Origin of the sequence: Xanthomonas cannabis pv. cannabis, assembly GCF_000802365.1 — a bacterium.
GTDB lineage: Bacteria > Pseudomonadota > Gammaproteobacteria > Xanthomonadales > Xanthomonadaceae > Xanthomonas > Xanthomonas cannabis.
The window spans coordinates 1-13,050 of the sequence record NZ_JSZE01000183.1 but is presented as its reverse complement, the minus strand read 5'-3'; the positions used below and the strand labels follow the sequence as shown (position 1 = coordinate 13,050).

The following is a 13,050-nucleotide window of genomic DNA, read 5'->3' as shown; positions in this document are numbered from 1 at the left end:
GTTGGCTGGTGGCTTGTTGAAAAGCTTTGTGGAAAAGCAAAGACATCGCGTCGCAGCTTGCTAGTCGCTGTTGAAATCCATGCAGGCCGACCAACTCGACTGGTCCTTGCCCGCCCACCGTCGCGGGACCCTTGGCGGCATGGATGCCGCCACGGAGCTACATGGATTTACTTGCAGCGTGTCTCGCGATGGTGGGCGGGCAAGGGCCCTGCAGAAAATTCGCAGATCATCCGCTCTGCGAATTTACTGCAACCTGCGCGTCGGGGCTGTTCGACTACATCGGCCAATCTGCTTGGCCAAGCGATCACCCAGGCTGCCTGCCGTCACTCATCACGGCGACGTCAATTCGACCGCCACCCCCCAAAACAAGACAGCGACGCGTGCTCTTAAGCGTCGCTGCCGGAACTGCCCTTGTCGCGTGATCCGATCAGAAATCGTAGCTCAACGTCACCCGGCCAGAGCGCGGTGCCTGGTAGGCCACCACCTGGTTCCATAGCGGATTGGTGGTGTTGTCGGGCAGCTGCGAGAACGGATAGATGTTCGTCGCGGTCTGCTCGTTGGTGATGTTGAACACGTCGAAGCGCAAGGCCAGCTTGCCGTCGGCAAAGGCCGGCTTGTAGGTCACGCCCATGTCGAGCTGGGCGATCCAGCCCAGGCGCCCCTGCGAGCCCGGAGGCGATGCCACGCCAGTGCCGGTTTCCGGGTTGTAGCAGTAGTGGTACGGACCGCCGGTGATGGCGCTACCGCCGTAGCCAGCCGGATCGCGGCCGCTGTATTCGGTGCCGTAGTAATTGCCCAGGCAGTTATGCGGCGCGCCGGAAATCAGGCTGAAATTGGCCGAGGCGCCCCATTGCGGGTTGAACTGGTAGAAGCCGAACAGCTTGAGCTGATGGCGATGATCGTTGGATTGATCGCCGTTGAAGTGCTCCATCAGCGCTGCATGGTCCCAGCTCTGCGTAGTCGAGACCGAGGCCTGGCCCTGATAGCTGCCGAGTGCGCCGCCGGTACGCCACAGGTCCGAACGCACCTGGCCTTCGGTGGTGCCGTAGCTATGCGACCACACGTAGTTGACCTTGGCGTACCACTGGCCGTCGAACGGACGTTCCAGGTTGAATTCCACGGCCGAATAGTTGCGCTTGAACTTCGGGAAGCCCGCCGCTTCGCGGCTGACCGACACCTCGTGGAACTGGCCATCGGTGCCGATCACGCCCCAGGTGTTGGTCTGGCCGGGATTGATCAGCGAGGCGCCTGCAACTTGCGAGAAGTCGATGGTCACGCCCTGCGCGGCGGCCGCGTTGATCAGCGCAGTGTTGGAGACGTCGTAGTTCTGGTCGTCGATACCGGCGTTGAGACGCCGGTGGGTGCCGCGCACGCCGAGCACCCAACCGCTTTCGAGCTGCTTGGTGAAACCCAGGATGACTTCGTCCTGGTTCTCGCCTTCGATGTCCTTGGCCACTGCGGTGCGCACATCGGCGATGCGGCCGAAGCGCGAATTGGCCGACACGGCCGAGCCGAGCTGCTGCGCCAACACCGGCGTGCCGTCGGCATTGATGCCGCTGTAGGTGAAATAGGTATCGGTGGTGGTAGCCGGTGTGAACAAGCTGACCGCCGACAGCGGCAGACCGAGGTAATAGCGGCCAACGTTACCGAACACCTTCAGGCTGGAATCGCCATTGACGTCCCAGCTGAAGCCCAAGCGCGGCGCCCACGCGTTATCCACTTCAATGTAGGGGTCGCCGAACGGGGTGTAGTTGGTGAACTCGTCCTTGCGCAGGCCGATGCTCAGCAACAGGTTGTCGGTGACCTGCCACTTGTCTTCGATGTAGTAGGCGCGTTGCTTGGCCTCGTAGGAATACAGGCTGGTGTTGATGTTGCGCACCACGTAGTAGCCGCTGGACCCGTTGACCGGATCGACCAGGCCTGGGCTTGGCGCGCCGATGCCGCCGGCTTCGTTGGCAGACTGGCTGACCAGCCCGCCGGTGGCCAACCCGTTGGGGTCGTTGGTCTGGCCGTAGGTCCAGGCAAAGCCCGGCCCGGACAGCACCGAGCCGACGTCGATGCCTTCGGACTTCTGGTTGTCGATACCGAAGTTGAGCGTGTGGTGGCCGAGGCGCCATTCCAGATTCAGGCGCTGATTGTCTTTCTTGTATTCGCGATCCGGCGAACTGACCGAGGTGACCAGCTGGTTGCCGATGCGTGGCGTGCCGCCGGTGTAGGCCGGATTCTGCAACGCCGCGCTATTGATCACCGGTCCCCCGGCCGCGTTGTAGTTGAACGGGGTCAGCTCGTCGGGTGTGCGCATCTTGCCGTACAGCGCGGTCACGGTGAGGTTGTCACCCAGGTAGCCGGTGTACTTGCCTGTGAACAGCGTGGGGCCGGTCTTCCAGGTGGATTCGTCGGTGAAATAGCTGCCACGCGTGCGGTTGACATAGTCGTAGCGATAAATCGAGCCGTTGGTCTCCGCCTCGTCGCTGGCACCGGTCACCTCGATCAGGTGGTTGTCGGTGATGTTCCAGTCCACCTTGGCGTACCAGCGCTTCTGCTTGTAGTCGTAGTCGGTCAGGCCGCCGGTGCGGCCGTTGTCGGTGTCGCGATTGGTTCCAACGCGCATGCCATCCGAATCCACCTGCTCTGCGGCCAGGAAGAAGAACAACTTGTCCTGGATGATCGGGCCACCGACGTAGGCGCTGTAAGTGGTCTGGTTGGCCTCGGCTTCGCTGGCCGGCTGGTACAGGCCATTGGCCGCACGCGCGTAGCGGTAGGCGGCGTTGTTGACGGTGCTGGCCTGGCTGTCCGGGCGCCAGTAGATGTCGCGCTGGTTGGCACGCAGGCCGTTCGGCTCCCAGATCACCGCCGCGCCGAACTTCCATTCGTTGGTGCCGCGCTTGCCGATCTGGTTGATCACACCGCCATTGGCGCGGCCGTACTGCGCGCCGTAGCCGCCGGTGAAGATTTCCTGCTGGTCGATGGCGCCGTACGGCAGGGTCAGGCCGCCGAGATTGTTGCTGATGGTGGTGGTGTTGAAACCGTTGAGGTAATACGCGTTTTCGCTGGCGGCCGAGCCGCCGAAGCTGGGCAGCGAGCCGCCGAGCGGGCCGTTGTCGAAACCGCCGCTGTTGACCACCACGCCCGGCGCCAGCAGCGCGATCGCTTCGGCGGTGCGGCCCAACGGCAGCTGCGCCAGCTGCTCGGCGGTGACCACGGTGCGGGTATCCACGCTGCTGACGTCGATGGTGGCCAGGCTGGCCGCGTTGACGGTGACGCTGTCCAGGGTCTGCACGCCGCTCCCTGCGGCGCTGGCGGCGAACGAGACGTCGGTGTTGGCGCCCACCGTGATGGCCACGTTCTCGCGGGTTTCCACTACCGCGCCGTCGCGCTTGACCGTCACCTTGTAGGTGCCCAACGGCAGGTTGCCGGCGGTGTACCGGCCACGCGCGTCCACCGGCACTTCGCGGCTGAGGCCACTGTTGTTTTCCACCACCACGCTGGTGCCGCTGCCCTGCCCCACGCTGCCGACGATGCTGCCGGTGGTCGACTGCGCGTGTGCACCGCCGATGGCCACCACCAGGGCCAACGCCAGCGCACGCTTCTGGATACTACGGTTCATGCTTTCTCCCCAAGTCTGGAACGGTCGGCAAGGCGACTGGATGAACGGGGCCAACGGCCACCGGAATCACACTTTCTGAACATCTGCAGCGGGGCGCCAATGACCGCATGCCATCAGCTCATGCCCAATCGCCCGATCCCCCTTGTGTCCGATCATAGGCAGCCGGGTTGCCCTACCCGCCGGCTCCGACGGGTAGGCGGGCCTCTGCCGGGTAGGCGCGCGAGGCCGCAGGCCTGACAATGGCGAACGCGATGCCCGCTGCCGGGCATCGATGCCCCCACTGGTATTCCTCAAGGATCTGCGCGCATGAACCACACCCGCTCCCACGCCCTGTTCGCCCAGGCGCAGACGCTGCTGCCCGGCGGCGTCAACTCACCCGTGCGGGCGTTCAAGTCGGTGGGCGGCGAGCCGTTCTTCGTGGCCCGTGCCGACGGCCCGTACCTGTACGACGTCGACGACAACCGCTATATCGACTACGTGGGCTCATGGGGTCCGATGATTGCCGGGCACAACCACCCGACGGTGCGCGAGGCGGTGCAACGCGCGATCCGCGACGGGCTGTCGTTCGGCGCGCCGTGCGCGGCGGAAGTGACGATGGCGCAGACCATCACCCGGCTGGTGCCCTCGTGCGAGATGGTGCGCATGGTCAACTCCGGCACCGAGGCCACGCTGTCGGCGGTGCGCCTGGCGCGCGGCGCCACCGGGCGTAACCGCATCATCAAGTTCGAAGGCTGCTACCACGGCCACGGCGACTCGTTCCTGGTCAAGGCCGGCAGCGGCATGCTGACCCTGGGCGTGCCCACCTCGCCGGGCGTGCCGGCCGGCTTGAGCGAGCTGACCGCCACGCTCAGCTTCAACGACTTCGAAGGCGCCACCGCATTGTTCGACGAGATCGGCGCCGACGTGGCGGCAGTGATCATCGAGCCGGTGGTGGGCAATGCCAACTGCATTCCGCCACTGGCGGGCTATCTGCAGCACCTGCGCACGTTGTGCACGCGGCATGGTGCGCTGCTGATCTTCGACGAAGTGATGACCGGCTTCCGCGTGGCGCTGGGTGGCGCGCAGGCGCTCTATGGCGTCACACCGGATCTGACCACCTTCGGCAAGATCATCGGCGGCGGCATGCCGGTGGGCGCGTACGGCGGCCGGCGCGAGCTGATGGAGCAGATCGCCCCGGCCGGGCCGATCTACCAGGCGGGCACCTTGTCGGGCAATCCGGTGGCCATGGCCGCCGGCCTGGCGATGCTGGAACTGGTGCAGGACCCGGGCTTCCACGCCCGCCTCAGCGAGGCGACCGCCGTGCTGTGCGAAGGCCTGGAAGATGCCGCGCGCGCGGCCGGCATTGCCGTCACCACCAACCAGGTGGGCGGCATGTTCGGGCTGTTCTTCAGCGACGAGATCGTGGAGAGCTACGCGCAGGCCACCGCCTGCGACACCACGACCTTCAACCGCTTCTTCCACGCGATGCTGCAGCGGGGCGTGTACCTGGCGCCGTCGGCGTACGAGGCCGGCTTCATGTCCAGCGCGCACGACGAGGCCGTGATCGAGGCCACGCTCGCCGCAGCACGCGAAGCGTTTGCAGACGTCGCACGCTGACGCGTCATTGGGTAAGACGGCGTCCGCGCCGCGCTTCGCCTTCAGCACGTGCCGAGGGCGCAGGTGCGGCGCTGAGACAGCCCGCCAAACCAGACGTCGGCAGCCGATAACGGCCGCCCCGATGGCGCCGGACGTGGATGCCGGCGCGGGCCCAGCGGGCCCCGGCATGTACCGCAGGGGCCGAAGTGAATGCGCACGCCGCGGACTGGGCGCGCCGGTCGGTGACGCCGGGTCAGACACACCTGTTCTGCGCACGCCGCTGGCGCGGGCAGACGCAACCACAACCCGATCCACCCGACGGCCCGCCTCGATCCTGGCGGCGATGGGGCGAAAACCGCTACACACTTTGCTTTTGTCGTGAGGCTGTCATACCTTTCTGAAAGGTGCTCAGGGACGGGCATGGGTGGGGACCCGCGAAGCAGCCGATCCGTCGTTGTCGCCGTCTCGGTGACCTGCGTGCCGTCGCCGCTGTTTCATCACGTTGTGCAGCGTGTCGAGCCGGCGCGCTGTTGACGCTTGCCACGGCCGCCCTCGCCTCATGCTCAAGCCTGTTGCGTTGCTCACTCCGCGCCCGTCACCGCCGCGCGACCCCGCTCTTCCCGATTGGCTGCTTGCCAGCAAGCTGGAGCCGCCTTCGCCGCACCCGGGCGCGGTGATGCGCGAGGCATTGCTGAGGGCACTGGATCAGGGCCAGATGCGTCCGTTGACCCTGCTGCTGGCCCCGCCCGGGTTCGGCAAGACCACGCTGCTGGCGCAATGGCATGCGCAGCTGCGCGCGCGTGATGCGGCGTCGGTGGCCTGGCTGTCGCTGGACGAAGCCGATGCCGATGCCGCGCGCTTTGTGGGTCATCTCGCCCTGGCGCTGCAGGGTGCAGGCGCCGATGCCGCGCTGTGCACCAGCGTGATGCACCACTGCGAGCAGGACCCGCGCGATGCGGTCGCGGTGCTGATTCGCGCCTTGCGCGCGACACCGCGGCGCGTCAGCGTGATCGTCGACGACTACGACCGGCTCGGCAGCGGCCTGGTCGATGAGCTGGTGCTGCGCCTGGTCGAACACAGCGGCGGGCGCCTGCACCTGTTGCTTGCCACCCGTCGCCTGCCGGCACTGCCGCTGGCGCGGCTGGAATTGCAGGCACAGCTCGGCCGCATCGGTAGCGCGCAACTGGCACTGGACACCGACGAAGCGCGCACGCTGCTGGGGCCGCAGGTCGCGGCGCCGGTGGTGGAGACCCTGCTGCATTACACCGAAGGTTGGCCGGTGGCGCTGCATCTGGCGCGGCTGTGGCTGGAGGGCGATGCACAACGTCAGCAGGAGGTGACCGCACGCTTCTCCGGGCGCAGCACGCAGATTGCCGCGTATCTGGCCGAGCAGGTGGTCAACGACCTGGATGCACCAACGCGCGACCTGCTGTTGCGTACCAGCCTGCTGGAACGCCTCAATGCCTCGCTGGCCGATGCGCTGCGCCAGCGCGACGACAGTGGCCGGCTGCTCGCCCGGCTGGAGCATTTCCACGGCCTGCTGGTGCCGCTGGATGGCGAAGGCGAATGGTTCCGCTATCACCCCTTGTTTGCCGACTTCCTGCAGCAATTGCTCGATCGCGAGCACCCTGGCCAGGCCGTCCAGCTGCATCAGCGTGCAGCCCGCTGGTTTGGCGACCATCAGCACCTGGCCGACGCGGTACGACACGCCGCGCATGGCCAGTGCGGCGATCTGGCGGCCAGCTACATCGCGCGCGCCGGCACCTGGCAGTTGCTGCTGACGCACGGCCTGCACGAGGTGCGTGCATTGCTGCGCCATTTCGACCACCGCACCATCCGCGAGACGCCGGCGCTCAACCTCACCCAGGCGCATCTGCACATCAAGCTGGGCGAGTTCAGCCATGCGCGCCTGTTGCTGGAACGCTTTCGCGATTTCCCGGCGGCCCTGCGCGAACCCCTGCAGCGCGACTACACCGTGGTGGTGGCCGTGCTGCGCGACCGCCTGGACGAAATCTGCGGAAACCCCCATGGCCTGACCCAGATCGCGGCACAGGCGCGCGCGCTGGACGAGGACGACCAGCTTGGCCGCGGCATGCTGCTCTGCATCTGCGCCACCACCGCCATCGCACAGGGGGCGTTTGCAGTGGCAGAACGCTACGCACTGGCGGCACGCGAGGCAATGCAGCGCGGCGGCAGTGATGCGGGCGCCGGCCAGGCGCTGCTGGCGCTGGGCCAGAGTTTTTTCTACCGCGGGCAGCTCGGCGACGCCGAGGCATGCTACCGGCAAGCGCTGCACGGGTGCGCGCGCACGCCACAGCCAGACCACCTGCTGGAGGCGGCCGGCCAGTGCCTGCTCGCGCAGCTGCATTACGAGCGTGGCCACCACGACGACGCGGCGGACCTGCTGCATCCGGCACTGGAAACGCTCGAGCAACACGATGCCGGCGTGGATGTGCTGGCAGCCGCGTACGACACCGCATTGGGACTGGAGCGCGTGCGCGACCATAGCGGACGCAGCGCCCTGGCGGTGCTCGACCATATCGAGCAGATCGCCCACGGGCGCAAGCTGATGCGGCTGTCCGAGCTGGCGTCGGCGTGGCGCTTAATGCTGCTGCTGGAACATCCCGGCAACGCGGCCATCGATGTGCTGATCGCACGCACCGGCGGCGAATCCTCGCTGGCACACACATTGCGCGCGGCGCACCGGTGGCGCGATCGCGCGGCGATGGGGTTCGCACTGGCACGCTGGCACCGCCTGGCCGGACGCAGCAGCGCAGCGCTGGTCATCCTCGGCCAGATCGAGCAGGCCTGCCTGAGCAACGACAACCTGTGCCATCTCGCGCGCACCCGCGCCCGCATCGCGCTGGTGCTGCAGCAACGCGGCGAACTGCTCGCCGCCCTGCCCTACCTGTACAGCGCCCTGGACCACGTGGCGCTGACACAGAGCTGGCAGGCGGTCGTCGAACTCGGCCTGCCCGCCAAGGCGATGCTGCGCTCGCTCCGGCAGCACGACCCGCACACCGTGGGCGGCACCACGCGTGCCTTGACCATCCAGGCCCTGCTCGAACGCCTCAGCGGCGACGACGATCCTTCCAGCGACGTGTTCAGCGAGCGCGAGCTGGAAGTGCTGGCACAGCTGGCGCGTGGCTATTCCAACAAGCAGATCGCCCGCCACCTGCACCTGTCGGAAAACACGGTCAAATTCCATCTCAAGAATCTGTACCGCAAGCTCGATGCACGCAGCCGCGAAGGCGCATTGGCGCAGGCGCTGCAACGCGGCGTGTTACGCGGCGGGGACGTCCAGCACGCAATGGACGCACCGCCACCGTGAGGGGCGTGCACGTCATGGCGCCTGCCTGGCGTGCCTCACATGGCGGGGAACGGCGCGTGACCACGTAGCGAGGCAGCAGCGTCGTTCACACGATGCCGGAGGCAGCCAACCGATGCACCGCGCCACAGGGACCGGCCCCGTGGCGCGCCGCGGTCATCCGAAGCTCAGCGTGCCCTTCATCATCGCCCAGTGCCCGGGAAACGAGCAGAAGAACGTGTACGCGCCGCCCTTGGTCAATGCGCTGGTGGGAAAGCTGACGGTGGTGCTGTCGCCGCCGCCGATGACCTTGGTATGCGCGATCACGCGCGCATCGGCCTTGGGCAGGTAGCTGTCGGCAATGGTCGAGCGCACGCCGGCGTTGGCAACCGCCTGGAAATCAGCGGACTTGGTCAGCACCCAGTTGTGGCCCATCACCGTGGCGGCCATCTTGCCGGAGTGCTTGAGCGTCAGGTTCACCTGGGTGCAGTCGGGCGCCAGCTTGATGGCGCTCTGGTCGAACTTCATCTGGTCGTTGCCGGTGATGGTCACCGCACATGTCCGGGCCCAGGCCGAAGGTGCCATCAGCACCAGGCCGAGCACGGCAATCGTCGAAAACAGCTTCAAGGCACACTCCTGCGATAAGAAATACGCGATGCATCCAACCCCACCGACGCTCGCGCTGCGCCGGCCTTGCCAGGGTACCGCCTGGCCGCGATCTACAGAACCTCGGCTGCAGCTCGCGTGCGCGTGCGCGCAGCGAGCACCCGCAGCGAGCAGATCCACCGGGGCACCACGTGTTGCAGATCGCGCCTGCCACCTCGCACACCATGCCAGCGCGCAATCCCTGCCTCAGGCGTAATGGAAACAGCCATGCAGTGACGCATGCGCCGCGACCTGCGGCACCGGCAAGGGGCCGCGCTTGCCGGCCATCACCTGCACGAATGCCTGCTTGAAGCGTGCCATCTCCGCCTCGGTACCCACGGTGATCCGCGACCACGTGGGCCACACCGGCCAGCTGCGGCCGATGAAGACCCCATGCGTTGCCATGTCGTCCTTGAAGCCTGCGGCCGGCCGCTTCACATCGACCATGAAGCAATTGCTTTCCGAGGCCGTGCAGGCATAGCCCTGCCGGACCAGGAAATCGATGACATCCTGCCGGGTGGCCGCGGTGCGTGCACGCCGCTGCGGCACCAGCGCCGGATCGCGCAGGCTGGCCAGGCCTGCGGCCGCTGCGGTCACCGGCAGGCTGTTGACGCTGTAGAACATCAGTTTGGCCAGCAGCTCCGGGCGTGCGGCCGCGTACCCCAAGCGGATGCCGGCCATGCCGTAGAGCTTGGAGAAGGTGCGCAGCACCACCACGTCCTCGCCGGCAGCGACCATGTCGACTACGCTGCGCGTGCTCTGTGCGAAGTGGATGTAGGCCTCGTCCACCACCAGCACGCTGCCCTTGGGCTTGTGCGCGAGCGCATAGTCCAGGTCCTTGCGCGCAGTGACCGAGCCAGTGGGATTGTTGGGGTTGCAGATGTAGATCACGCCTGCGTTGGGGTCGGCCGCGCACATGGCCTGCACGTCGTGCGAAAAATCCTTGCGCAACGGCACCTTGATCAGCCGCGCACCATTGCGGGTTGCCGCGCGCCAGCCCGATTCATAGGTCGGGTCGGCGGTGACCAACGCCGCACTCGGCGAAGTGAAGGCCAGCATCGTGTAGTCCAGCGGTTCGGTGGAGCCGGCGTAGGCCATCAAGTGGTCGACCGGCAGCGTGAGTTCCGCGGCCAGGGTGTTCATCAGTTCCATCTGCACATCGCGCAAATAACGCCCGCCCTGCGGTGCGATCTGCGCGATGGCCTTCACTGCGGCCGCCGACGGTCCGTCGGGGAATTCGTTGGAGCCGATCATCACCGGTGCCAGCGTGTTGGCCGCGGTCGGTGCAACGGCGACGGAACGTTCGGCGGCACTGGCCAGTAGCGGCACCGTGCCGGTACCCGCAGCACCGGCGAACAGGGCCGAGTCCCGCAGGAACATGCGGCGCGACATATCAGGTTTCATCACAACCTCCAGCAAGGCGCCGATACCGGCTCAGGGACGTACGGCGACCACTTCGATCTCCACGCGGTACAGCGGGTTGCCCAACGCCGCGATCTGGAACGCCGAGCGCGCCGGCAGGTTGGGCTGTTCCTTGGTCCCGAAGAACTGGCGATACCCTTCCATGAAACCGTTGAAATCCATCTTCCCGCCCAGCGCGGGGTCGCCGACCAGAAAGACCTGCATCTTCACCACATCGCCCATGCCCAACCCGATCGCGGCCAGCTGTTGCTTGATCTGGTTCAACACGCTCACCGTCTGCGCCTTGGTGTCGCCATATGCGGCAGCGGAGTCCTTGGGCGCGCTGGCATCCACCACGGCCGGCACCTTTCCGCTGACGTACACCGTGGCCTTGCCGGCGGGGATTTCCACCGCCGCGGCAATGGGGAAATCGCTGTTGGGAATCTTGTGTCGAACCACCTCTGCCGCGTCGGCGGCGGCAACACCCGCAGAACAGATGAGGGTGGCGATGAGGGCGCGTGCAATCGGACGGTACATGGCAACTCCTTGGCAGGGAAAGATCAATGGCGTAGCAGCTTCACGTCGTCGGCGGTGACACGTTCGCTGTGATCGTTGCCGAAATGCGTGCGCACATAGCTCACCACGTCGGCCACCTGGCGATCGTCGAGCATGTCACCGAAGCCGGGCATGCCGGCGTGGCCGTCGAGCACCATCATGGTCACATAGGGGCCAGCCGCCAGCTTGGGGTTGGCGGCAAGCGCGGGATACTCGCCCGCACCTTGCGCACCGTGCCCGGCCGGCATGTGGCAGCCCTGGCAGATGGCCTGGTACACCTCCTGTCCCGATGCCTTGGCAAAGCCCTGCTGCGGAAACAGCTGGGAGGCATCGGAACTTTGCGCCCGCGCATCGCGCAGACCCGGCGGCAACAGCAACGCGCCGATGAGCAGCGCGACGGCGGCGACCAGCGTGCGTGGCAACAGACTCATGCGCGGCCTCCTGTGGCAAGCACCCTGCGATGCAGACGGCCGACGACATCGTGCGCAGACAGGATCGCGCCCTCCTGCCAGGCCGGGATGTACGACACGTGCTCGCCGGCCAGCGCCAGGCGCCCGTCGATCTGGCACAGCGGTTCGTAATGCTCGGCGCGCGCCTGCTCGCTCCACATGCCGAAGCAGCCATGCGTGAACGGCACGCGGTGCCAACCAACGGCGATGCCGTTTTCGAATTCGCGCGGATACTGCGGATGCAGCTGCGTACCGTATTCCACTGCCTTGCGCACGCGCTGCTCCGGCGTCATCGAGGTGAATTGGTAGGCATCCAGCCCCCAGACATAGGCACCGAGCAATACGCCTTTGCCGGGGCTGTGATAGCCGGTGCTGGGGTAACTGATCAGGGTGATCGGCAGATCGGTGTAGCTGATGCCGCCGTAGATCGCTTCGTCCTCTTCCCAGAAACGGCGTTTGAATTGCAGCCCCACCTTCACCGATGCCGCGTACGGCACCTTGCCGATCGCGGTGGTCATCGCGTCGCTGGCGGTCACCGGAATGCGGCTGAGTACCGACAACGGAATCGTGCAGATGCACCACTCCGCGCTGGCGATACGTTCTTCGCCGCCGTGCGCCGCGTCCTGCCAGGACACGCGCACGCCGCTGCCGTCCTGGTCGATCCTGGTGACCTTGGCGTTGTAGGTGATGGCATCGCCGAGCTGACGCGCAAACGCCTTGCCGATCTGGTCCATGCCGCCCACCGGCTGGAACATGGTGGTCTGCATTTCGTAGTTGTTGCCGGCCGCCAGCGTGGTCCACAGGCGCGAGCGCAACACGTCCTGCACGCTGAAGGGATCGGAGAACTCCGGTTTGCCCGACAGACCGCCACCGGGATAACGCGCAAAGCCGCGCCGCTCGCTGCTGTCCTTGCCTTTGACGTAACCGAACTTCTGATCGAGCGCGCCCCAGGTGCGCAAGGATTCCAGCAACACTTCCTGGTCTTCGCGGCTCACGCTCTTGTCCAGGGCGTGTTGCTGCGTGCACTTGGCCAGCAACTCCGAGACATGGCCCTTGTAATCGGCATCGATGGCGCGAAAGCGCTGCGGCTTGCCACCGAAACCCTTCTGGCTGTGCAGCAATGCGTTGTAGTTGACCTGGTTGAACGCCTCCAGTGCCACCCCGAACTGCTTGCAGTAACTCAACACCGCTTTGTGATGATGCGGAATGCGCCACGGCCCCGGGTTGAGATACAGCCCGTCGTCGAACTGGCAGTGCTGGGCGGCACCGCCCAGCTCGGTGTAGCGGTCGCCGCCACGCAGGGTCCAGTTACGCCCGCCGGGCCGACCGTTGTATTCCAGCACCTGCACGCGGTAGCCGGCCTTGCGCAACTCGAAGGCGGCGCTCATACCGGCCAGCCCGGCGCCCAGGATCAGGACCGATGCGCCCTTGGGGTCGCCATCCAGCTGCAATGGCCCCTTGAAATTGGATTCGGCCGCCATGCCCAGGCTGCTCATCGCCTGATACATCAT

General features: G+C 66.4%; 8 protein-coding genes. 2 read left to right on the top strand and 6 right to left on the bottom strand.

The features are described 5' to 3' along the window. Positions 1-427: 427 nt before the first annotated feature. Positions 428-3,607, bottom strand: coding sequence for an outer membrane beta-barrel protein (locus tag OZ10_RS22635; RefSeq protein ID WP_039566749.1), 3,180 nt, complete (start codon positions 3,605-3,607; stop codon positions 428-430). Between the two features lie 306 nt (positions 3,608-3,913). Between OZ10_RS22635 and hemL the strand changes: the two genes are divergently transcribed. Both hemL and OZ10_RS19695 read left to right on the top strand, forming a co-directional pair. Continuing rightward, positions 3,914-5,203 carry a glutamate-1-semialdehyde 2,1-aminomutase gene (gene hemL, locus OZ10_RS19700; protein ID WP_039411783.1) on the top strand — a complete coding sequence of 430 codons (1,290 nt, stop codon included), beginning with the start codon at positions 3,914-3,916 and terminating at the stop codon, positions 5,201-5,203. A gap of 538 nt (positions 5,204-5,741) precedes the next feature. Next, the gene (locus OZ10_RS19695; protein WP_039566748.1) at positions 5,742-8,513 is read left to right on the top strand and encodes a winged helix-turn-helix domain-containing protein; all 2,772 of its coding nucleotides are present in this window, start codon (positions 5,742-5,744) and stop codon (positions 8,511-8,513) included. A gap of 153 nt (positions 8,514-8,666) precedes the next feature. Here the strand turns inward: OZ10_RS19695 and azu are convergent, their stop codons facing one another. From azu to OZ10_RS19670, 5 genes are all read right to left on the bottom strand, one after another. After that, on the bottom strand, positions 8,667-9,116 hold the full coding sequence (gene azu, locus OZ10_RS19690; protein WP_039411789.1) for an azurin: 450 nt from the start codon (positions 9,114-9,116) through the stop codon (positions 8,667-8,669). 225 nt (positions 9,117-9,341) lie between these two features. Beyond that, entirely contained in the window at positions 9,342-10,538 is a 1,197-nt protein-coding gene (locus tag OZ10_RS19685; protein WP_039411792.1) for a pyridoxal phosphate-dependent aminotransferase, read from the bottom strand. 30 nt (positions 10,539-10,568) lie between these two features. Further along, positions 10,569-11,072 carry a RidA family protein gene (locus OZ10_RS19680; RefSeq protein WP_039411795.1) on the bottom strand — a complete coding sequence of 168 codons (504 nt, stop codon included), beginning with the start codon at positions 11,070-11,072 and terminating at the stop codon, positions 10,569-10,571. A gap of 23 nt (positions 11,073-11,095) precedes the next feature. Beyond that, on the bottom strand, positions 11,096-11,521 hold the full coding sequence (locus OZ10_RS19675) for a c-type cytochrome (protein WP_039411798.1): 426 nt from the start codon (positions 11,519-11,521) through the stop codon (positions 11,096-11,098). Then, positions 11,518-13,050: flavin monoamine oxidase family protein (locus OZ10_RS19670; protein ID WP_039566745.1), on the bottom strand; the 1,533-nt coding region annotated here is incomplete at its 5' end. The genes OZ10_RS19670 and OZ10_RS19675, both read right to left, overlap by 4 nt.

Excerpts from the sequence above, each read along its gene's own strand:
- OZ10_RS22635 (WP_039566749.1), bottom strand. The coding sequence starts at position 3,607 with ATGAACCGTAGTATCCAGAAGCGTGCGCTGGCGTTGGCCCTGGTGGTG.
- hemL (WP_039411783.1), top strand. The coding sequence starts at position 3,914 with ATGAACCACACCCGCTCCCACGCCCTGTTCGCCCAGGCGCAGACGCTG.
- OZ10_RS19695 (WP_039566748.1), top strand. The coding sequence starts at position 5,742 with ATGCTCAAGCCTGTTGCGTTGCTCACTCCGCGCCCGTCACCGCCGCGC.
- OZ10_RS19685 (WP_039411792.1), bottom strand. The coding sequence starts at position 10,538 with ATGAAACCTGATATGTCGCGCCGCATGTTCCTGCGGGACTCGGCCCTG.
- OZ10_RS19680 (WP_039411795.1), bottom strand. The coding sequence starts at position 11,072 with ATGTACCGTCCGATTGCACGCGCCCTCATCGCCACCCTCATCTGTTCT.
- OZ10_RS19675 (WP_039411798.1), bottom strand. The coding sequence starts at position 11,521 with ATGAGTCTGTTGCCACGCACGCTGGTCGCCGCCGTCGCGCTGCTCATC.